Source organism: Psychrobacter faecalis (assembly GCF_016107575.1).
Lineage (GTDB): Bacteria > Pseudomonadota > Gammaproteobacteria > Pseudomonadales > Moraxellaceae > Psychrobacter > Psychrobacter faecalis.
On sequence record NZ_JABAST010000045.1, the window covers coordinates 1 to 20,602 of the forward strand.

A 20,602-nucleotide genomic window follows, 5' to 3' on the forward strand; every position below is an offset into this window, starting at 1 on the left:
GATTAGTGAGGTGCTCTTCTTTTTTCAATCACTTTCGAAGTTGAGAGTGGGGTAAAAATAAACACCGCCATAAAGACGGTGTATGTCATGCGCATCTATATTGCAATAGAATTGCTTGTTGACTATTTTATCAATTAATAGCACAGCTGTTTAGCAGCTTTTGTAAAAACTCATCACAACGTGCCATTTCACTTAGCGCGACATATTCATCGGCTTTATGCGCCTGCTCAATGCTACCAGGACCGCAAATAATCGTTGGGATGCCGCTATTAGTAAACTGACCGCCTTCAGTTGCATAAGCGACTTTATGACGTGTATCGTCACCGGTCAGAGCGATAATTAACGCTTGTAGCTCAGCGCTATCGCTATCGGTCATCGCTGGTACACTCTCTTCTTGTAGCAGCTCAATACCAGTATCGGCAGCGCGTGCTTGCATTTGGGCGCTGAGCTCTGCAACTTTTGCCGCAATCGGTGCGAGGATATCGTCTTGTGTCATATGCGGCAGATTACGATAATCAAAGGTAAATTCACACAGTTTAGGGACGATATTGGTCGCGGTGCCGCCTTGTATGGTGCCAACAGACAATGTCGAATAAGGCACATCAAACATGGCGTCGTTATCGTCGCGCTGGCTGATTTCTTCTGCTAAAGTATCAACATAACCAATCAAACGACTGGCATAGCTAATAGCGTTGACACCTTGGGCAGTCAATGACGAATGCCCAGACTTGCCATGAACACGGCAACGGTAAACCGCGATGCCTTTATGCGCCACCACCATCGCCATGTTAGTCGGCTCACCGACGATACAGTAATCAGGCGTAATACCGCGCGCTTTCAAATCTGCCAAGAGTAGCGGTGCGCCCAAACAGCCGACCTCTTCATCAAACGACAATGCCAAATGCAATGGGCGACGCAGCTGGCCTGCGTTAGAGAGTTTTACCGCTTGCGGCAATAGTGTCAGCGCACAAGCAATAAAGCCTTTCATATCACAAGCACCGCGACCGTATAGCTTGTCGCCACGAATGGTCGCGGTAAACGGCTCCGACGTCCAGTCTTGCCCATCTACTGGTACGACATCGGTATGACCCGATAGTACCAGACCATGATTCACTTCATCGGCATCTTTTCCCGCTGGCACCGTAACGAATAAATTGGCTTTATTTTTAGCATCATTAAAGGTTAAACCTACCGTTAAGCCCAATTGCTCGCAATACGCTTTCACATCGTCAATCAACGCCAAATTTGAATGGCGACTGACCGTATCAAACGCAATTAATCTTGTCAGCCAATCAATACTGTCTTTTGGATAATTGCCAGTAGAATAATGAGTATTGGGCGTTTCTCGTTCTGCAACGTTATCGTAATTTTTTAGCGTCATAAGACTTCCTTATCGTACTAAGATAAAAAGGCACAGCTTTTTTAATAAGCGTAATAATGAAGACACGCCCTAGCCTTTTTAAGCAGATTTTTTATTTAAGTTTTTTACTTATTTTTTTGAAATGAACGCTGCTGTAGGGCTCTGATTTCTTCATCTAAACCGGCAATCGGACCTTCGACGGGCACATTCGGTGCAACTTCTTGGATACTTAATGAATGGATGGGCGATGTTGAGCTCACACCCATCTCGTCCATCCATTTACCGAGCTGTTTTGATGAGCTGATATAGACAATACGACCCAGACCAGCCCACGCATGTGCCGCTGAGCACATGGCGCAATGCTCACCCGAGGTATATACCACGGCTTTTGCTCGTGCCTCAGGGGTCATATTTTGCGCGGCCCACTTGGCGACGGCAATTTCAGGATGGTAAGTCGCATCGACCGTATTGGCACGATTACGATCTTCTTGTAATACTTTGCCATTGCCATCGACCAACACGCTACCAAACGGCGCATCGCCCGCCTCTAATGCTTCAGCAGCGAGCTCAATGCAGCGGCGTAAATAAACCATCTCATTATCAGTAGTCATCATCATATCCCTTTCATTATTTTGGATAGCTATCCAATAGCCAAGTACCATTTCTCTGGCATCAATCTCAGCTATTTCTCATTCCCTTTATCCTATCATGTTAATTATGATGGGCGGTTTTGATTCATCACATCAACGACCGGCGGCATCGGTTTAGGCAACCTACCTTCTGCTTGTAGCTCTTTGGTGGTTTTGGCATCGATAGCCAAGCCAGCAATCAGAGCAATATCTTTCACAGGCTTGCGTTGACGCGTAGCAAAACTAACCGGAACCATGCGTGCAAATTCAAAAATATGCAGATAAGACTCTTCGCCACCTTCGAAGTCTTCATCATCTTCTAAACGTATCGCGCCAATTTTTGCCAAATCTGAAAGCATCTCGTTTTCTTCAGCGCTTAGACCACAATCGGTAATACCAAAACCGGTCATAAAGCCATTTGCCCACTGTTTCAGCGCCATCACGCGCTCGTACAGGTCATGTTCATCATCTGGCACCAGTGGCATATACGCATAAGCATCGTCTTTGTCTTTTAACTGAAAAACGATGTCTTCTGCCTCTTCGGTGAGTAAAGTTAATGCGGCATCAGGCAGCGGCGCAAAGCTCAGCTCTTCAAACACCTTTGCCCAAACTGGCTCATCAGGGGCATTACAGGCGGTCATCAGCCCCGTCATCAAGCCGTGTACCTCGCTGATAGACACGTCCGTCCAGTCATCAAACGCAGCCAGCCAAGTATTCCAGCCAGAGATATTGTCATTCATAATAGATGTCCTAGTAATTGATTAATAGTGGTAAATACCAACAGACGCCGCCCGATATGATTCATAAAGCGGCAAGTGATAAAAGTCACAAAACAAAGCGCCATACAATTACTTTGTTGATATAGATATTATGCGGTCACCTATGGCATTATTAAACGCAGAGAACAAAATTCATTTACGCTTACTTGTTAAGGATAAAAACTGACTATGTATGACCAACTTAGAATATTAGAAAAAATGGTACTCGATATTAAAAAACAGTATCAGCTTGTCAGTGCTGAACTTAGCAGCCTCAAACAACAACCAGTGACTGACCCAAAAGAGCTTACCGCTCTTAAAACCAAGCTCGATAGCAGCTATAGCGAGCGTGACGGTGCCAAAAAACAATTAAACGATCTTGATAAGCGCTACCAAAGCCTTGCCGAAGCCCATCATATGATTGGCGAAGAACAAGACAAATTAAACAAGCAGATTGAGCAATTACAGCACCAAAACCATGCACTGCAGCAGCGTAATAATGAATTAAAACAGCAGTATAGCGATATTAAGCAGCAAAATAGTGACTTGAAGAAGAAAAATGAATTGGCCGCTGAGCGTACCCAAGTGGTCTTACAGCGTTTGACACGCATTGACCAAGCCGAAAGTTAAGCAGACGTTGATATTCATCATGCTTAACTTGAGCAATTTTGCTGATTAACTTTATCTATTCAGCATTTAAGTTTATTAGGTTTATCAGCACCCTATTTAGAGCAGTGACAGCTATTTATTCACTTTAATGACACATATTGTAGGATTTATCATGACCGATGACCGCGCAAACCCTGTAGAGCGTCAGCTGCCAAGCAGTCAGACCCATAACATTCAATCCAAAAACACTCAATCAACAGCCATTCCAGCAAAAGACAATCAAACACAAACCACGCAACCACAAAAAGCCATGCCAAATAATTCGAACCCGCAAAATAACAATGCAAATAGCAATGTAAACAATAACGCAAATAACAATAAGACAAATAGTAATACGGTAAATAGCGCTGCTAAACCTGCAAGCGCTCCTGAACCACAAATTAAAAAGGTCGATGTGGCGATTGCTGGCGTAACCTACCCTATTTTTTGTCCTGTACACGAGCAAGAAGAATTGCGTGCAGCAGTTTCCTATATCAACGACTTTGCTCTAAAGTTAAGAAGAGATGCACCAAGTCTTAGCCAAGAAAACCTACTGGTATTAACCTGCTTAAATTTATATGAAAAAATCCAAACTCATGAAAGAAACGAAGAAGATCGTCTCCAACAAAGCAAACAGTCTGAAGCACTGCTCAACAAAATTATGAAAGATGCGCATTCCATTTTATAAATTTGCCTCAATATTAAATAGGTATTCTAAAAAGATAAGCGCTTAACTCATCAGAGCTAAGCGCTTTTTTAAATGGTGATAAAAGCTTATCGACTTGTGATTAACAACTTATGGCTTACAAGTTAGGCATCTGCTTGATAAGTCTTACCAGCATGAAAGTCTGCTTGATGCTCATAATTGCAAAAGAACAATGCTTTATTAGCGGCCATATCATTATTACTATTTAAAGTAGGTGTAGATTCCAGCACACCGCGATACTCAGCCAAACTGTTGCCACAAAAATCACACTGGCGCGGCGTGGTCACATCGCCCTTTTTTGGCATCATGCTTTTTGGCGCACGCGGGTACATAAACTTATAAAAGCCCCACATCACAGCCCAGATAATAAGAATTACAATGATAACGGCCAACACGGCAATGCTCCTTTGGATACGTTCTAAGACATTATAAACCCAACGCTGTAGAATAAACGTATAAAAAACTGGCCATATACAGCCAGTTTTTTAAGTCGTTAATAAATTAACCTCATAGATGCTTAAACTAACAGAGGTCTATCACTGTCGAACTATAATGAACAAACTACAGCTGCAGCTCACTGATGTCAGCCACGGTTAAGAATAAGGCGCGCACTTGCTTGAGCAGTGCTAAGCGATTGTTTTTCAGCGCCGCATCTTCACTATTGACCATGACGTCAGCGAAAAAGTCTGACAAAGGCGCATCCAAACTGACCAGCGTTTGCAATACTTGCGTATAGTCAGCAGTTTCTAGCAAAGGTTTGACCGCCGTTTGCGCTTGCTGAATCGCTTGATATAACGCTTGCTCAGCAGGTTCAGATAATAGCGCTTCATCGACAGTGTCAGCGACACTTACTTCTGATTTCGCTAAAATATTGGCAACACGTTTGTTTGAATCGGCAAGCTTTTCGGCTTGTGGCAATTCACTAAAGGTTTGCACAGCGCGAATACGCTGATCAAAATCGAGCGGCATATGCGGATTGATTGCTTGCACGGCTTGAATCGTATCGACACTGACGCCCTGCTCGGTATACATCGCCCGATAGCGCGAGTTTAAGAACGCCATCACTTGGGTAAAGGTATCGCCCATTTTAGCAATTTTACTGCCTTCACTGGTGCTATAACCTTTAATCGCTTGCTCAACGAGCACCACCAAATTAATTGGTAATTGCTTTTCAATCAAAATACGCAAAATTCCAATGGCTGAACGACGTAAGCTAAATGGGTCTTTTGAGCCAGTCGGTGCTTGGTCAATGGCGAAAATACCAACCAACGTATCTAAACGATCAGCCAACGCTAAGCAAATACCAATCGGTGTCTGCGGTAATACATCACCGCTGAACTTAGGCAAATATTGCTCTTGCAGGCTGGCCGCGACGGCTTCAGGTTCATCATTTAAGCGCGCATAATACGTACCGGCGATACCTTGCAGTTCAGGATATTCACCGACCAATGAGCTAGCCAAATCCGCTTTGGATAATATTGCAGCTCGTACCGTTTCATCAACATTAATATCGCGTCCTTGCTGCTGCATCAGTGTAGCGATAAAGGCAGCAAGCTTAGCAATACGTTCAGACTTTTCCCAAATCGTACCGAGCTTATCTTGGAAGACACGCGTTTTTAGGCTTTCAGTCAAAGCAAATAAAGGCTGCTTTTGGTCTTGCAAGAAGAAAAACTCCGCATCAGCTAAACGCGGACGCACGACTTTCTCATTGCCTTCGATGATTTGATTCGGATCTTTTGACTCAATATTGGTGATAAAAATAAAGTACGGCTGCAATTTGCCTGCTTTATCGGTCAAGCAAAAATACTTTTGATCCGCTTGCATGGTCGAGATAAGCGCTTCTTGCGGCACTTGTAAAAAGCGCGGCTCAAAGTTTGCTCGCAGCGCAATCGGGAAATCAACCAACGCCGTCACTTCAACTAACAAATCTTGCGGCACGATAGGATCGGCATTAACTTCATCGGCTAGCGTTTTGACTTGATTTTTGATCAACGTTTGACGCTTATCAAAATCTGCCACGACTTTTAAACCATCGAGCAGCTGCTCATAATCATTGGCGTGCGTAATCTCGTGATAGTCAGGACTGTGGAAGCGATGACCGCGCGTTTGCTTGCCAGTTTGATGTCCTTGGATAGTCGCATCAATGACCACATCATCTTGCATCAATACCGCCCATTGTACCGGACGTACAAACTCATTGCGGCTCTCGCCAGAACGCATACGCTTAGCAATCGGCAAATTATCAAGCGCGGTTTGGAAAATAGTAGGTAGTAACTCAGTCGTCGCTTGACCCTGAATAATCTGCTCATAGCCGACATAATCACCTTTATCGGTGTTAATAGTGATCAGCTCGCTGGCGTCGATACCTAAACCCTTAGCAAAACCCATCGCTGCGCGCGTTGGATTACCATCGCTATCAAACGCCGCTTTAATAGCCGGACCACGTTTTTGCTCGCTACGATCAGGCTGCTTATCGCTGATACCCTCAATTTGAATCGCCAAACGACGCGGCGCGGCAAATGCTTTGATGCTATCAAACGTGATATCAGCCTCATTTAACTGCTCGGTGACACTTGCTTGTAGCGCATCACGTAGCGGTTTTAGGCTTTTTGGAGGTAGCTCTTCACACCCCAGTTCAAATAAAATAGTACTCATGGGATGCTCCTATTTATTATTGTTAGTAGTTTGATTATCATCTGTATTTTCAGTTAGCACATCTTCTTTTGGCAAATACTTATCGAGCGCCGCTTGACGATGGGCCTCATCGGCCAACGGAAAGCCCAATTTGGCGCGTGCTTCGACGTAACCAAAGGCAACTTTACGCGCCAGCGTACGTACCCGCAGAATAAAACGCTGACGTTCTGTCACCGAAATCGCACCGCGCGCATCAAGCAAGTTAAAGGCATGCGACGCTTTTAGTACCATCTCATAGGCAGGTAATGGCAAACCTTCAGCAACCAACTTATCCGCCTGTTGCTCATAAAAATCAAACATCTGACCCATCATTGGCACATCAGCGTGCTCAAAGTTATAGGTTGATTGCTCAACTTCGTTTTGATGGAAAACATCGCCATAGGTTACGCGGCCAAATTCGCCATCTGCCCAGACCAAATCATAGACGCTATCAACGCCTTGCACATACATCGCCAAGCGCTCAAGCCCATAAGTAATCTCGCCTGTCACGGGGAAACACTCGATACCGCCAACTTGTTGGAAATAAGTAAACTGGGTGACTTCCATGCCGTTGAGCCAAATCTCCCAACCAAGTCCCCACGCACCAAGCGTTGGCGACTCCCAGTTGTCTTCAACAAAACGCACATCGTGCACCAATGGATCAATACCGATAGCGCGTAGTGAATCCAAATACAGCTCTTGGATATTGGGTGGATTGGGCTTTAAAACCACTTGAAATTGATAATAATGCTGCAAACGGTTCGGGTTATCACCGTAGCGGCCATCGGTTGGACGGCGTGATGGTTGCACATACGCCGCATTCCAGCGCTCAGGACCTAGCGAGCGCAAAAATGTCGCGGTATGAAAGGTACCAGCGCCGACTTCCATATCATAAGGCTGCAAAACCACACAGCCCTTATCAGCCCAGTAGTTCTGTAAGGTGAGAATTAAATCTTGAAAAGTCATCGGCTGAGCGTGTTTTTCTGCGGTCATCGAAGTTGTCGCTTGAGATGTCATAGTTTGGATTGTCATAGTTTGGGGCATGTCATAACGCCGCGGTGGAATAGGTATTATAAAATAAGATATTGATAGCGCGCGTATGGCCTATTTGGCAACGGCTCTATTTGCCTGCTCACCTTACTAAAAATTGACCATTTTATCTATATTTAGCGCAATTAAATTTGTCTAAATCGCTCAAATAGCCAGTTATTGGCTATGTTCATCGTCAAACTATACCTATCAGCGTCGTTAAGCCGATAGATATAAAAACAAGATAAAAAAATACCCAAATGCGTGAGCATTCGGGCAGGAGGAAAAGTGTGTCGCAGGCATCCTGATGAGTCAGGCTTTTTGTTTTTTCATGGGCTATTGTTTTTATTCTAGCCTTGTATTTTACGTTCTTAACGTTGTCTTTATTTAAATGACTTTAGATTTAGATAACATTAATATTAACAATCAATATTCATCTTAACTTTATAACTTTGCTTTTACTGATAAGACTGATTATTTGCTTTAGGCATGATTATCCATAAGATAATATAAATTAAGATGCCTGGGACAGCGGCGCTCATGGTGGAGACAATCACAAATAACAATCTAACCCATGTTGGCGACCAGCCGACATATTCTGCAATACCGCCCATCACACCTGCGATCATACGATTATTTCTTGAGCGATGTAATTTTGCTAACTTAGCCAAATCAAATACCTCTCTTATTATTTCTACTTATTTTGAATGTATTATGTAACGTTATTCTTATCATTTATTTTAAAACGTTATAAAAATTCATAGCCCTTATGAACTTATGAACTTATGAACTTATGAACTTATGAACTTATAAATAAGTATAGCAACTATTGACTTTTTATCTGTTGATGATATAGACGTGCTTTGTGAGTTTATGCTACTTAAGCTTACTCTAAGCTCTCATAATTGCGCCTAAACTCCTGATTTTAAATAACTATTTCAAAATGTTTCACTATTCACTTTGTTTCGCTTATATTACATATTCTGTTACAAGTTTAAAAAGCTCAAGCAATCACTTTAAATCTGTTTAGGTGTAAAAACTTTATTATCTATTGATAATTTAATATTAAAAGCCCTTTCTAAAATAACGCCTATTTACAATAACCTACCTGTAAATCTATCCAAACCTTTATACCATGCTATTAAATCATCAAGGCTTAGGAAATATGAATTGCCACGATGAATCATAACTAAAATAAAAACAGCACATAAGGAAAGCTATGTACGAATCAGGACTAATAATTGGACATTTTGAACCGCTACATTTGGGGCAAATGCGCAGTATATTGGACGCCGCAGGACAAGCAAAGACGCTGCATATTGTGATTATGACGCACCCTGCGCCGCATCCAGACTTTACTATTACCTTGCAAGATAAGGCACGTTGGCTACAGATGGCGTGCGCAGATTTGCCCTTTATCCATATTCATACCACTGATGAGATTGAGCTGCCGCTGCATGAAAGCTTTGCCGATGTAATCATCGATATTGCAGCTAGCAATGCCAAGCTGCAACGATTGATAGACGCGTTAGCGCTGCCGGCGGACACGGTTTTGTTTGCCGCAGAAAACCATCCATTAGCCCAATCGGACATTTCTGGACAGTTAGTCATGCCAGTAGTCACGACGCCATTGCAATCTGAATTTGATTCTTACGCTATTGCACATAATCCGGTCGCCCACTGGTCGGCGCTGCACCCACAAGTACGCGGCGACTATACCAAAACGGTGGCGATTGTTGGCGGTGAAAGCTCGGGCAAGACGACATTGGTACATAAGCTTGCCAACTATTATGGGGCCAGCTTTGCGCTAGAGATGGGACGGCTGTATGTCGGTACAGATTTGGGCGGTAGCGAGATTGGCTTGCAGTACAGCGATTACGGACCCATTGCGCTCAATCATGCCCAAGCAATCCGTGATGCCGCCGCTAGAGCAACAGCGCCCGTAACTATTGTTGATACTGACTTTGTCACCACTCAGGCTTTTTGTGAAGAGTACGAGGGTCGTAGCCATCCTTTTGTGACTGCTTGTATCGATGAGTTTCGCCTAGACCATACCATTATGGTCGATAACAATACCCCATGGGTTGATGATGGCATGCGCTCATTGGGTACGCCTGAGGCTCGCGGTCGCTTTGAGCAGCGCTTATTAGATATTTTCGCCCGTCATGATATTAAGCCGCATATGATTGATAAACCAGATTATGATGCCCGCTATAGGCAAGCTTTGTTAATTATTGATGAGGTTATTTATGGCAAGTAACAGTATCAAAAAACGAAAATAAAAAGAACGAAAGCAAAAATTATTGCTAGAAGTAAATGACTATGACAAGTATTAGAAATGGCAAAAACGGCATACTAAACCATACTAAAAAAAAGAAAAAAACTATTATAGCTTTTATACTTTAAGGAAAAAGGCGTTATGCGTATACAGCTCCTAGACAACATCACCGGAAAATGGGCGATACAATGGATTGTCATCTGGTTTATTTGCGGCGTGATTGCCTTATCAGCAGGCTTTTGGCTGACCACCGAACATACGACCCTTGACTGGTTTTACTTAGCCGTATCATTTATTGGCTTGATTTGCGTGGTGTCATTATCGTTCCGCAAAAATATTTTGGGTAATGGTTTTGGAATGGCGGCAACCGCAGGTGAATTTGTGGTTCAAGCGACCTCTGGCGCCGTTGGTTTGATGCTCGCGCCGTTATTTAACTTTTTTAGTCATCTGTATGGGATTTTTTATTGGTCCAAGCATACCGACGCCGATGGCGATATGGTGCCCAAATCTGCCAGTCGCTGGATTTGGCTATTAACCATCGCTTTTATGGTCATCGGTTTGGCGCTGTTTCCTACAGTAAATAACTTACTTGCCAGCTATGGTTACGCCGTCGTTGAAGATGATAACAGTAAATTCTTAGGTTTTATCTCTTTCTTTTGGATTAACGTTATCGCTTTTGTGCTGTCTATCACTGCGCAGGCAGCGATGATTCTGCGTTATTCATTTAACTGGTGGTTATGGATTTTATCCAATTTCGTTTGGCTAACCGTGAACCTAATGTCGGGCAATTATATCTTTGCTATTCAAACCATGGTTTACCAAGTCAACTCGTTTGTCGGACTGTATGAATGGTATCGCAGCGAGCAAGACTCTAGGGAGTCAGCCCAACCAGTACGTTAAGGGATAATTTTAATAAACGATATGAAGCTGAAGAACGGTTTAATGTAGTTAAGTGCTGGTATGATTTGACTGTGCGGTTTACCAGATAAAATGGCAGGTTGTGCCAATTAGTGCTACAACTGGTAAGAATAAATTTATTTGCTAACAAGGAGGTTAGTATGTCTCGTACCCGTCAAGGCCGTATGTCAAAACGCACACTTGAGCAATGGCTCAGTGAATATTCTGTCAGCCATCAAAACCTAGTCAATAAAAAAATCCATTGGCTCTGTGTTCCAACCATTTTTGTCAGTATCTTAGGCATGGGCATGTCGCTATCGGTCTGGTTCACCTTGGTGATGAGCGCCTTAGTTTTAATATTTTATATGCGTTTATCGACGCCGCTGTTTTTGGCAATGGGCATATTTATTCTCATTTGCTTATCAGTGATGACGCTACTGCCGTGGGGCTTTAAGGTTTGGGCAACTATCTTTGTGGTTGCTTGGATTGGACAATTTGTTGGCCATAAAATTGAAGGCAAAAAACCGTCTTTCTTTGAAGATTTGCAGTTCTTGCTGATTGGTCCAGCATGGGTAGCTAATAGCTTGATGCGCCGTAAAAAAGCTCAATAAACGGTATTTAATGCTGCTACTATTTTAACTTTTCCGTTTAATACAGTTGAAAAAGCGCCACCCAATAATCCATTGAGTGGCGCTCTTTCTAATTGCTAGCTATTTTAAAAAATAGCTTATTTACCAAATACTTTCATACGCTCTTCGAGAGGCTTAAATTCCTTGTCGCCTGCGGGTTGTTCGATAGCGCCAAATACCAATTGCGCGTTCATCTCCCAATGCTCATCGATATTCCACTCTTCAGCGACTTTTTTATCGATAATAGGATTGTAATGCTGTAAGTTGGCGCCGACATCAATACTGGCTAACGCCGTCCAAATAATGTACTGGTGCATCGCATTGGTTTGGTGCGCCCAAATTGGAAATTTGTCTGCATACAAAGGCGCAGCAGCTTGCATGTCTCTGACGACGCTATGATCTTCAAAAAACAAGATAGTACCAGCACCTGCTTTAAAGCCATCCATTTTTTGCTTGGTCGCCGCAAATTGCTCTTCGTTATCGACGATATCGTGTAGGGTATCTTCGGTTAATTGCCAAAGCTTGTTATGGTCGTCACCAAACAAAACAGCGATACGCGTTGATTGCGAGTTAAATGACGATGGCGTATGTAAAACCGCATGTTCAACCAACTTGACGATTTCATCATTTGAAACGGGTAATTGATCGCTCAAAGCATAAACTGAACGACGTTTTTCTGCCAATTTCTCTAATGTTTTTAGGTCTGACATAGTTTTCTCCATATTATTTATTAGGAATATTAGTGATTAAGTATATTAGTGATTAGAGGCTAATGAATACGAGTACGATTAATGGGTAATACCAAGCAAGCGTACTATCAACAAATCTGCTGTATTATAAGAAAGATTGACCTTAATCAATACTTCCTTTTTGTAATTATATCTTATTAATAGTTTATGAAAACCAAAATAAACTAAACAAACTAACCTTTAAAGCCTTGTGGTAATTCTGGTGCTGGCAAGCGTTTCATGTCTGAGTCGATATTACCAAAACGCTCATGACCGTTGTTCCAGTCGATGATAGATTGCTCAATCTCTTCTTTGTTGTCGGCGACAAAGTTCCACCACAGCAGCACTTGATTGTTTAATGGCTCACCGCCGATAAACATCACACAGGTGCCTTTTTTGGCGACTAGCTTGATGCTTTTATTATTGGCAACGTCGCTATCGTGGAAGCGGAACAATTGATCTTGCTCACAAATTTTGCCTTCAGACTCAATCTGTCCTTCTGTCACCAAGATACCATATTCAAAACCCGGTTCTAGGTTAAGCGTAACTTCACCATCCTCTAAAAAGTAAACGTCGATACCGACCATTTTTGAGTACTGAATGGTTGGCGCTTCATAGCGCTTACCTGTGACGCTGTCATAGCTGCCCGTCGTCAATACCATCTCGACGTTATCTTCACGCCATGTCGGTAGCTCTGGATAATGGTGGAAACTGCGTTCGATTTGTTGATCGGTCGGTAGCGCAATCCACAGTTGTACCATACTTAGACCACGAGCGGCATCTGCCGAACCACCGGTATCAGGAAAAACGCTCTGCTCTGTATGACTGATACCTTGGGTAAGGCCAGTACCTGCTGTCATGACGTTGACTTGGTTTTTGGTAATCACTTGCTTATTACCCAAGCTGTCTTTGTGCAGTACTTCACCATTTAGCATCCAGCTAAAGGTTTGCAGGTTGGTGTGCGGATGACGACCGACTTGCATACCGCTTTCATCTTCGCTAAATTCAGCAGGACCTGCATGGTCTAGAAAGCACCAAGCACCAATTGGCTGCTTACCTTTACTGGGTAACAGACGAGCAATGGGAATGCCGCCCACATCTGCTAAGCGCGGCTCTAGGGTTTCAATACTCATAATTTACCTCTTATGATGTGATATAGAATCTAGTGTGACCAAAAGATAAAAATTAATGTCTATTATTTGGCATTAAAAGCTCATTTAGTCTTAAAAGTTTATAGGTACTTCCATTAGTAATACTTTAGCACCATCGAGGACATCCATCGTAAAGTTCTTAGTATCCCAAACACCTAGACCATCGCGGGTACTCAAAGTGTTACCGTTTACAACGACTTTACCGCTAATGACAAAAATATAGACGCCATTGTTAGGATTTTTAAGCTGATACGTCTCTGTCACGCCTTTATCAAAATCGCCCATACTGAACCATGCATCTTGATGAATCCACACGCCTGCATCATCTCTATTAGGCGATAAAATTTGGTTAAACGCATTTGGCTTCATCAGTTCACCCATACGGATTTGCTGATAACGAGGCTCAACGTTCATTTTGTTTGGGATGACCCAAATCTGTAAAAAACTCACCGCCTCATGGTTATCGGCGTTCATTTCACTATGGGTGATACCCGTACCTGCCGACATGACTTGGACTTCACCGGTTTCAATGATGCCATTATTACCGATGTTATCGCCGTGACCGAGCTTGCCTGATAAAGGAATGCTGATAATTTCCATATCGCGATGTGAATGTTTACCAAAACCTTGACCTGCGATGACAAAATCATCATTAATGACACGTAGCGCCCCAAAGCCCATACGTTCTGGATTGTGATAATTGGCAAAGCTAAAGGTATGCTTGCTTTTTAACCAACCATGGTTGGCATCGCCACGAGAATCTGCTGCTTGATAGATGGTTCTCATAATGTATCCTTAATTATTAGTAAGTTAAACGGCTTTAGAATTTGACATTCATTAACTCGTTTAAACAATGAAACTATTATAATTGTTGTCTACTAACAGATAAACAACGATATTCGCAATTGACTATTCTTATTTTTAGAACAATATCGTCATAAAGGTAAGGTAATATATTTATAACAGAACCCTGTATACTCATAACAGTACAACTAGCATGAGCTGTTACTATGACCAAAGTTACGATAAAAGTGTCATGAAAAAAGTAACGCGAGCAGGTGTAAATTGAGTCCAGAAGATGTTAGTCATACGATATAAGGAAATTTAACTATGTCAGATATGAAAAATAAACAACCATTACATTATGAAGTCATTAATAATACCGAGAAAAAGCGTTTTGAGATTCATATCGATGACAAAATTGCTTTAGAGGATTATGAATTTTTCACCACGAGCGCCGGCGAAAAAGGTATCGAATATAAACATACCGAGGTGCCAGCAGAGTTAGGTGGTCAAGGTATTGCAGGGTATCTGGTCAAATATATTTTGGATGATGCAGCGGCGAAAAACCTACGGGTGAAACCAACTTGTTCTTATGTAAAGTCTTATATCGACAAGCATCCAGAGTACCAAAACAATTCAGTATTTCATAACGCTAAGGCTTAAATAGCGATACATAAGCGCTTAACCAGCAAGCAAAAAAACGCCCTATCCATAAAGCTAGGGCGTTTTTTATTGGCAATGGTTTAGGTGAGATTTATTATTGGTAGTATTCCTTAAGCGATATGCGCTAAGAATTCTTTATCGCGTGCCATCACTGATAAATACAGCACCGGCAATACAAACAAACCTACGGCCCAAAAACTCAGCTGCATATATAGCAAAGCACCTACTAACGCGCCAACTAAAAAGCTAAACACCAATACCGAGCTGTGGGCCAATTTTTTGCCATTATCGGCGTTTCGATTGCGTAGATAATCAGTCAAATTGATACCCAGTTGCGTGGTATTTCCAGTCATCAATACCGTCGGGCTCATGTGCTTAATTATTGTCTTGCTAGCGGTATTACGAATCGCCAGCGCAATGAGACCCAAGCCACCTGTGATTGCCACGGTGATATCGCCGGCATCGACAAACGGCTGGTAATAAAGACCAGCCACCATAAACGCGGTCAAAAAAGCCGCTTCTGCTAAAAATAAATGGCTCAAGGTCAGTTGTTTATTTTTACTGTGGTCAATAAATATCTTGGTGAGCATAACCGTTAAAATAAATAGCGGCAAAGCCGCAAGTTTAATCCATAGACCCGCTTCACCTTTTACCAAGCCACTACCCGCCATCACCAAGTTACCCGTGACATGGGCGGTAAAGAACCCAAACAAGGTGATAAAACCAATGGTATCAATCGCGCCGCCGACCACTGTTAAAAGTACAGGCGTTTGATGACGTTGCCAAAAGCTGGGCAGCTTGGCAGTCTCTGTAGAGATAGGATTAGGCACGCGACGACTGCCCTGCAAATTTACGATTGATGGATTCTTTTCGCAAACTACCGATAATTAATGCGATATTTATGGATGCGCTCATAGGGGCTCCTTGATTATAATTATAAGATGATATTGTCTAAACCATTTACTCTACTAGATTCTGCGCGTATGACTGTTATCAATTGAATATACGCCTGGTCCATGAACAAAAATCATCAAGAAACCGCCTGCCATGGCAATGTTTTTCATAAATGGGTTCATTTGTGATTCATCAATCCAAAATTGATGGAAAAGTAGCGCCGACGTAATGCTAAAACCAGCCATTAGAATCGCCACCAAGCGCGCTTTGAAGCCTAATAAAATTGCGATACCGCCAAGCAGCTCAACAGCAATGACCAAAGGCAATAGCATACCCGGTACGCCCATCGATTCCATATAACCTTGGGTGGCCGCGTAGCCAGTAATTTTGGTAAAGCCAGAAAAGATAAAGATCATCGATAACAATAAGCGACCAATTGGGGCGCTCAGCTCTTGCAGCTTATCCATAAGTATTCTCCAATAACATAAAAGTCATGATTATAAAGATTTTATTTAAAAGACTTTTGTTTGATTAGGTAATGGCATTATTGTAGTCGTTGCTTAATAGCAGATAAACCAAGATAATCGCAAATATAAGTTCTCTTTTAGAGAACAGTCAAATAGCAATTCTACTGGTACAATATTAAAAACGACAATAGCGTTACGTGCTATTTATGCTCACTATTAAGACAGTTAGCATTTTAGCCATACTATTAGACGCTAGAGATAAGCGCCACAGAAAGAAACATTTTTCGATGCCATTTAGCGTTTAATATCCTAATTTTTTGCTACACTCATTATGTTGTTATGTAAGACATACTTAACGCTAGCTTCTACTTACTCACTTAAAAAGGATGATTTATGATCACTATAAATTCTATTAAAAAAACAAACCGCGCAATTACTTTTGCTGCTATCGGTACGCTTGGTTTGCTTAGCACACTAGGTCACGCTGCAACTTATGAGCTTGATTCCAAACATACCGCCGTACGTTTTTTCGTCGATCACTTTGGTACCACGACCAACGCTGGCGGCTTTTATAATCTATCGGGTACGCTTGAGTACGCGCCTAAAGAGAAAAAAGGCTTTGTCGGTATTACCATCCCGATGGGCAGCTTGAGCACAGGTATTAAAGCGTTTGATGGTCACCTTAAATCTGCCGATTTCTTCAATGTAAAAGAACACCCAACCGCTTATTTTAAATCGACTAAGTGGGAATTTGAAGGCGATAAAGTCAAAGCGGTCAAAGGCGATTTAACGCTGCTAGGTCAGACGCATCCAATCACTTTAACGGCCACTAAATTTAACTGTTATGACAGTCCTTTATTAAAAGCTGAGGCGTGCGGTGGCGATTTTGAAACCACGATAGATAGAACCAAATGGGGTATCAATACCTTTACCGATGGCGGTATGATGAAAGACATTAAACTGGTCGTTCAAGTAGAAGGCAGTAAAAAAGCTGATCTTAAATAAGACGGCTTGACGACTTTAAACCGTATTTTATACGGAACACAGTCTAAACTATTTGGCGTTATTGATAAAAAGACTGGGTTTTTAACTCGGTCTTTTATTTTTTATATGATTAACCGCTAAATAATAACAGCCAAATAACAGTAAGGAGGTAGCTAGGATGGGACAACTAGAAGATATGGTGATGTTTGTGCGTATAGTAGAAGCGGGTAGCATTACCAAGGCCGCCGAGCAACTTAATATTGCCAAATCAGCAGTAAGCCGCCGACTCAAGGATTTAGAGACGCGTTTGGGCAGTCAACTGATTAGCCGTACCACGCGCCAATCAAACTTAACCCAAGCTGGCGAGCAATATTACCAAAAGGTGAGTAATATCCTCAGCGAAGTGGACGCGCTAAACGAGGAAACCAGTGGCGCGCCGACGCGTATCGAGGGTACCTTAAAAATGACTGCGCCTTTGTCATTTGGCTTGATGCACTTAAACGATGTCATCGATGAATATGCCAATCAGCATCCTAATCTGAACTTTGAATTAAACTTTTCTGACCGCCATACCGATTTGGTCGAAGAAGGCTTTGAATTAGCGATTCGGATTAGAGAGCTGCAAGATTCAAGTTATCAAGCCAAACGTTTGGCGCTGATTCGTTATACCTTATGTGCCAGTCCTGAATATCTGACTAGAATGGGTACACCAAAAACCATAGAAGATTTGGCCAAGCATGCGTTTTTACAATACGGTCTGAGTAAATCTAGCACGATAGAGCTGATAGACGAGCAAGGCAAAAAACATCAAGTCGCTATCAATTCAAAAATAAAAGTCAATAACGGCGATTTTTTGCGCGATATGGCGGTAAAGGGACACGGTATTGCTTTTTTACCCAATTTTATCACTTATAACACCATAGCCAGTGGTGAGCTTGTCCCCATTATGCAGCAGTATCAACTGCCTACTTTAAACGCTTATGCGGTCTACCCGAAAAATCGCTTTTTGTCGCAGCGCTGTCGCTATCTCATTGATTTTATTGCCGAGCGTTTTGGTAATGACCCTTATTGGGATAAATTTTAATAAAACCAATTTGGCACACTGAGTAGTTTTTTTAAGTCGCTATAAATTCTAAAACTATACTGCTAGTATGATTTTAAGTTATCCATCAGTCATAAGGAAATGCAACATGGATTTAACGTCACTTGGCATGAAAGCCATTCACGACTTTGATGAGGTGCGCCAAAGTCCATTACCACAAGAGCGCCTAAAAGCAGCGCGCAAGCAAGCGCTTTTAGAGAACGTTTTATGGATGAGCCGCCGGTACAGTTTTATCAAAGCGCCGACATGGTGCGCGTGCCCTATCCGACATGGTACGCCTACAGTGGTGTCTATACCCAAAGCACCTATAAATTCCCCTACATTCATATCTTAAACCGCATTTTTATCGTCAAGTATCATGATTTTTTAGGCGAATTAAAAACGCTGCTGTTTTCTCCTTCTGATATTGAAGCGGATCGCGAGACGCCATTTTTTAAAAGACCACTCATTGCAAAAGGAAAGCACGTGATGGGTTACTTTACGGGTAAGACTATCTATATCACTGGCGCGGCCTCTGGTATCGGACTTGAAACGGCTAAGCAGCTGATTGGGCAAGATGCCAATTTGGTCTTGTTTGATAAACAAGCGCTCGATAAGGTCGTCGCCACGCTGCAAGGTTTGAACAAAAATAAAGCGTCGATTATCAGCTATGAACTGGACGTCACCGATGCCGATACTGCAAGCAAGCTATCGCCTGATATCTTGATGCATTTTGTAGGGATTACAGGGCCTTGGACGTTTGATGAGATGAGCCAAGAACAGTTTGAGCGCGTACTGACTATCAATCTATTCGGCACTCGTAACGTATTGGCTGCCGTGCGCCCGTTTTTATCACGTGGCGATCAAGTCATGGTAACCGCTTCGATGGCATCATTTACCGGCAGTTATGGCTACAGCTCTTATAGCGCCTCAAAATTTGCTATTTGGGGCATGATGCAATCGATCGGTTTTGAATGGAAGCCTGACGGTATTGATATCACTGTCTTTGCGCCGCCACCAATAGATACGCCGCTGACCCAAGCAGAAGTCGGCGTCATGGCGCAAGCCGGTGTCGGCATGAAAAAACTGGCAGGCGAGCTAAAAATTGACGATGCCGTTAAATCCATGCTCAAAGGCGTAGAGAAGCGCCAGTTCTTGGTCGTCCCAGGCCTGATGGCAAACTTGATTAGATTACAGCTGCGCTTCTTTCCTGTGAGCTGGGTTAACTGGATAGGTAATAAGACTGTCGCTTTTTCGCTTAGGAAATAGCGTTTCTAACAATGGCTTACTTGCATTAAAGTTTCGCTGCCATGGAGTTTTAATCTGTCAGTTAAAAACTATATTCATAAAAAAGCGTCACCCAACTCAATGTTGGGTGACGCTTTTTTATGACAAGTTCTCTACACTGGCTATTATCTAATCCTAATCTAACGTTTGCACCCCGCCACCATTGACAAATATGGTCTGACCACTCACCCACGTTGATACTGGAGAGGCAAAATACAGCATCGCTCCAGCGATATCATCGGCTTCACCCAAGCGCTGAATAGGCGTATGTGATAGCATTCTCTCCTCAATCTCAGGCGTGAGTACACTCTCTAACGCCGCAGTACGCGTGGCCCCAGGTCCGACGGCATTAACACGCACTTCAGGACCAAAATCGTGCGCTAAATTGGCCACCATATGATTAACAGCAGCTTTTGAACCAGCATAACCACTCATATTTGGACTTTTATTGATACTAGACATCGATGTAGTAAACACAATTGAGCCATAGCCAGATTTTTTCATATGGGGTACGCAAAGTTGCGATAAGCGCCAGCCGCTAAAGACATTCAATTCAAAATCACGGCGAATATCATCGACAGAAATCTTAGACGGGTTTTCACGGCCACCGCCGCCGCCCGCGTTGTTAATCAAAATATTGATGCTACCAAATTCAGCAACTACTTTTTCTACCATATTTACCAAATCATCGTCTTTTAAAATATTACACTCAATGGCAAATCCTCTGACGCCATATTCTTCGATATCTTTAACGGCCGCCTTAGCATCCTCTAATTTTAAGTCTGCAATGACGATATTTGCCCCCGCTTGTGCCAAACGCAAAGCTGTCGCCTTACCGATACCATTCGCACCGCCCGTCACAATGGCCGTTTTACCGCTTAAATCAAACAATTCGTTGAATGCTTGGTGGTGTTCTAAAAAGTATGCCGGCATCAGACGTAACCATAATTGATGTAA

Annotated in this window: 22 protein-coding genes; 9 read left to right on the top strand and 13 right to left on the bottom strand. The window is 42.6% G+C overall.

The features are described 5' to 3' along the window. Positions 1-130: 130 nt before the first annotated feature. The 3 genes from argE to JFC07_RS11455 form a co-directional block, all read right to left on the bottom strand. A complete protein-coding gene (gene argE / locus JFC07_RS11445; RefSeq protein ID WP_068407471.1) occupies positions 131-1,381 on the bottom strand; it encodes an acetylornithine deacetylase in 1,251 nt (416 codons plus the stop codon). Between the two features lie 104 nt (positions 1,382-1,485). Next, a complete protein-coding gene (locus JFC07_RS11450; RefSeq protein WP_264753718.1) occupies positions 1,486-1,977 on the bottom strand; it encodes a nucleoside deaminase in 492 nt (163 codons plus the stop codon). A gap of 98 nt (positions 1,978-2,075) precedes the next feature. After that, the gene (locus JFC07_RS11455) at positions 2,076-2,729 is read right to left on the bottom strand and encodes a UPF0149 family protein (RefSeq protein ID WP_068407473.1); all 654 of its coding nucleotides are present in this window, start codon (positions 2,727-2,729) and stop codon (positions 2,076-2,078) included. A gap of 207 nt (positions 2,730-2,936) precedes the next feature. Between JFC07_RS11455 and JFC07_RS11460 the strand changes: the two genes are divergently transcribed. Both JFC07_RS11460 and JFC07_RS11465 read left to right on the top strand, forming a co-directional pair. Then, the gene (locus JFC07_RS11460) at positions 2,937-3,377 is read left to right on the top strand and encodes a hypothetical protein (RefSeq protein WP_068407475.1); all 441 of its coding nucleotides are present in this window, start codon (positions 2,937-2,939) and stop codon (positions 3,375-3,377) included. A gap of 151 nt (positions 3,378-3,528) precedes the next feature. Beyond that, positions 3,529-4,083 carry a cell division protein ZapA gene (locus JFC07_RS11465; protein WP_068407477.1) on the top strand — a complete coding sequence of 185 codons (555 nt, stop codon included), beginning with the start codon at positions 3,529-3,531 and terminating at the stop codon, positions 4,081-4,083. A 122-nt stretch (positions 4,084-4,205) separates the two neighbouring features. Here JFC07_RS11465 and JFC07_RS11470 read toward each other — a convergent pair whose 3' ends face one another. The 4 genes from JFC07_RS11470 to JFC07_RS11485 form a co-directional block, all read right to left on the bottom strand. After that, positions 4,206-4,496: a hypothetical protein gene (locus JFC07_RS11470; RefSeq protein ID WP_369957748.1), complete on the bottom strand. Its 291-nt coding sequence runs from the start codon at positions 4,494-4,496 to the stop codon at positions 4,206-4,208. A 166-nt stretch (positions 4,497-4,662) separates the two neighbouring features. Beyond that, the gene (gene glyS / locus JFC07_RS11475; protein WP_198329080.1) at positions 4,663-6,756 is read right to left on the bottom strand and encodes a glycine--tRNA ligase subunit beta; all 2,094 of its coding nucleotides are present in this window, start codon (positions 6,754-6,756) and stop codon (positions 4,663-4,665) included. A gap of 9 nt (positions 6,757-6,765) precedes the next feature. Further along, positions 6,766-7,791 carry a glycine--tRNA ligase subunit alpha gene (gene glyQ / locus JFC07_RS11480; RefSeq protein WP_369811331.1) on the bottom strand — a complete coding sequence of 342 codons (1,026 nt, stop codon included), beginning with the start codon at positions 7,789-7,791 and terminating at the stop codon, positions 6,766-6,768. Between the two features lie 470 nt (positions 7,792-8,261). Further along, the gene (locus tag JFC07_RS11485) at positions 8,262-8,474 is read right to left on the bottom strand and encodes a PspC domain-containing protein (protein WP_068407485.1); all 213 of its coding nucleotides are present in this window, start codon (positions 8,472-8,474) and stop codon (positions 8,262-8,264) included. 548 nt (positions 8,475-9,022) lie between these two features. Here JFC07_RS11485 and nadR point away from each other — a divergent pair. The 3 genes from nadR (at position 9,023) to JFC07_RS11500 (ending at position 11,589) form a co-directional block, all read left to right on the top strand. Then, complete coding sequence (nadR, locus tag JFC07_RS11490) at positions 9,023-10,063, top strand: multifunctional transcriptional regulator/nicotinamide-nucleotide adenylyltransferase/ribosylnicotinamide kinase NadR (protein ID WP_068407488.1); 1,041 nt, start codon at positions 9,023-9,025, stop codon at positions 10,061-10,063. A 159-nt stretch (positions 10,064-10,222) separates the two neighbouring features. Continuing rightward, on the top strand, positions 10,223-10,981 hold the full coding sequence (gene pnuC, locus JFC07_RS11495; RefSeq protein WP_068407490.1) for a nicotinamide riboside transporter PnuC: 759 nt from the start codon (positions 10,223-10,225) through the stop codon (positions 10,979-10,981). Positions 10,982-11,139: 158 nt separating this feature from the next. Then, entirely contained in the window at positions 11,140-11,589 is a 450-nt protein-coding gene (locus tag JFC07_RS11500; protein WP_068407493.1) for an Mpo1 family 2-hydroxy fatty acid dioxygenase, read from the top strand. Between the two features lie 116 nt (positions 11,590-11,705). On the opposite strand, the gene JFC07_RS11505 is transcribed toward JFC07_RS11500, so the two are convergent. From JFC07_RS11505 to JFC07_RS11515, 3 genes are all read right to left on the bottom strand, one after another. Further along, the gene (locus JFC07_RS11505) at positions 11,706-12,317 is read right to left on the bottom strand and encodes a nitroreductase family protein (protein ID WP_068407496.1); all 612 of its coding nucleotides are present in this window, start codon (positions 12,315-12,317) and stop codon (positions 11,706-11,708) included. A gap of 212 nt (positions 12,318-12,529) precedes the next feature. Next, the gene (locus tag JFC07_RS11510; protein WP_198329081.1) at positions 12,530-13,468 is read right to left on the bottom strand and encodes a pirin family protein; all 939 of its coding nucleotides are present in this window, start codon (positions 13,466-13,468) and stop codon (positions 12,530-12,532) included. 90 nt (positions 13,469-13,558) lie between these two features. Continuing rightward, a complete protein-coding gene (locus JFC07_RS11515) occupies positions 13,559-14,272 on the bottom strand; it encodes a pirin family protein (protein WP_068407502.1) in 714 nt (237 codons plus the stop codon). 324 nt (positions 14,273-14,596) lie between these two features. On the opposite strand from JFC07_RS11515, the gene JFC07_RS11520 reads away from it, so the two are divergent. Then, entirely contained in the window at positions 14,597-14,932 is a 336-nt protein-coding gene (locus JFC07_RS11520; RefSeq protein WP_227514987.1) for a GNAT family N-acetyltransferase, read from the top strand. Between the two features lie 110 nt (positions 14,933-15,042). Here the strand turns inward: JFC07_RS11520 and JFC07_RS11525 are convergent, their stop codons facing one another. Together JFC07_RS11525 and JFC07_RS11530 are read right to left on the bottom strand one after the other, a co-directional pair. Further along, entirely contained in the window at positions 15,043-15,762 is a 720-nt protein-coding gene (locus tag JFC07_RS11525; RefSeq protein ID WP_068407525.1) for a YoaK family protein, read from the bottom strand. A 138-nt stretch (positions 15,763-15,900) separates the two neighbouring features. Continuing rightward, positions 15,901-16,293, bottom strand: a complete 393-nt coding sequence (locus tag JFC07_RS11530) for a DoxX family protein (protein WP_068407505.1) — start codon at positions 16,291-16,293, stop codon at positions 15,901-15,903. 393 nt (positions 16,294-16,686) lie between these two features. Here JFC07_RS11530 and JFC07_RS11535 point away from each other — a divergent pair, with 393 nt between their 5' ends. The 3 genes from JFC07_RS11535 (at position 16,687) to JFC07_RS11545 (ending at position 19,627) form a co-directional block, all read left to right on the top strand. Then, the gene (locus JFC07_RS11535; RefSeq protein ID WP_082894368.1) at positions 16,687-17,298 is read left to right on the top strand and encodes a YceI family protein; all 612 of its coding nucleotides are present in this window, start codon (positions 16,687-16,689) and stop codon (positions 17,296-17,298) included. Positions 17,299-17,455: 157 nt separating this feature from the next. Beyond that, on the top strand, positions 17,456-18,361 hold the full coding sequence (locus JFC07_RS11540) for a LysR family transcriptional regulator (protein WP_198329082.1): 906 nt from the start codon (positions 17,456-17,458) through the stop codon (positions 18,359-18,361). A gap of 225 nt (positions 18,362-18,586) precedes the next feature. Then, entirely contained in the window at positions 18,587-19,627 is a 1,041-nt protein-coding gene (locus JFC07_RS11545) for an SDR family NAD(P)-dependent oxidoreductase (protein ID WP_068407511.1), read from the top strand. A 153-nt stretch (positions 19,628-19,780) separates the two neighbouring features. On the opposite strand, the gene JFC07_RS11550 is transcribed toward JFC07_RS11545, so the two are convergent. After that, positions 19,781-20,578 carry a glucose 1-dehydrogenase gene (locus JFC07_RS11550; RefSeq protein ID WP_068407514.1) on the bottom strand — a complete coding sequence of 266 codons (798 nt, stop codon included), beginning with the start codon at positions 20,576-20,578 and terminating at the stop codon, positions 19,781-19,783. Positions 20,579-20,602 lie beyond the last annotated feature (24 nt).

Coding starts and splice junctions, on each gene's coding strand:
- argE (WP_068407471.1), bottom strand. CDS start 1,381: ATGACGCTAAAAAATTACGATAACGTTGCAGAACGAGAAACGCCCAAT.
- JFC07_RS11450 (WP_264753718.1), bottom strand. CDS start 1,977: ATGATGATGACTACTGATAATGAGATGGTTTATTTACGCCGCTGCATT.
- JFC07_RS11455 (WP_068407473.1), bottom strand. CDS start 2,729: ATGAATGACAATATCTCTGGCTGGAATACTTGGCTGGCTGCGTTTGAT.
- JFC07_RS11460 (WP_068407475.1), top strand. CDS start 2,937: ATGTATGACCAACTTAGAATATTAGAAAAAATGGTACTCGATATTAAA.
- JFC07_RS11465 (WP_068407477.1), top strand. CDS start 3,529: ATGACCGATGACCGCGCAAACCCTGTAGAGCGTCAGCTGCCAAGCAGT.
- glyS (WP_198329080.1), bottom strand. CDS start 6,756: ATGAGTACTATTTTATTTGAACTGGGGTGTGAAGAGCTACCTCCAAAA.
- glyQ (WP_369811331.1), bottom strand. CDS start 7,791: ATGACATCTCAAGCGACAACTTCGATGACCGCAGAAAAACACGCTCAG.
- nadR (WP_068407488.1), top strand. CDS start 9,023: ATGTACGAATCAGGACTAATAATTGGACATTTTGAACCGCTACATTTG.
- pnuC (WP_068407490.1), top strand. CDS start 10,223: ATGCGTATACAGCTCCTAGACAACATCACCGGAAAATGGGCGATACAA.
- JFC07_RS11500 (WP_068407493.1), top strand. CDS start 11,140: ATGTCTCGTACCCGTCAAGGCCGTATGTCAAAACGCACACTTGAGCAA.
- JFC07_RS11505 (WP_068407496.1), bottom strand. CDS start 12,317: ATGTCAGACCTAAAAACATTAGAGAAATTGGCAGAAAAACGTCGTTCA.
- JFC07_RS11510 (WP_198329081.1), bottom strand. CDS start 13,468: ATGAGTATTGAAACCCTAGAGCCGCGCTTAGCAGATGTGGGCGGCATT.
- JFC07_RS11515 (WP_068407502.1), bottom strand. CDS start 14,272: ATGAGAACCATCTATCAAGCAGCAGATTCTCGTGGCGATGCCAACCAT.
- JFC07_RS11520 (WP_227514987.1), top strand. CDS start 14,597: ATGTCAGATATGAAAAATAAACAACCATTACATTATGAAGTCATTAAT.
- JFC07_RS11530 (WP_068407505.1), bottom strand. CDS start 16,293: ATGGATAAGCTGCAAGAGCTGAGCGCCCCAATTGGTCGCTTATTGTTA.
- JFC07_RS11535 (WP_082894368.1), top strand. CDS start 16,687: ATGATCACTATAAATTCTATTAAAAAAACAAACCGCGCAATTACTTTT.
- JFC07_RS11540 (WP_198329082.1), top strand. CDS start 17,456: ATGGGACAACTAGAAGATATGGTGATGTTTGTGCGTATAGTAGAAGCG.
- JFC07_RS11545 (WP_068407511.1), top strand. CDS start 18,587: ATGGATGAGCCGCCGGTACAGTTTTATCAAAGCGCCGACATGGTGCGC.
- JFC07_RS11550 (WP_068407514.1), bottom strand. CDS start 20,578: ATGCCGGCATACTTTTTAGAACACCACCAAGCATTCAACGAATTGTTT.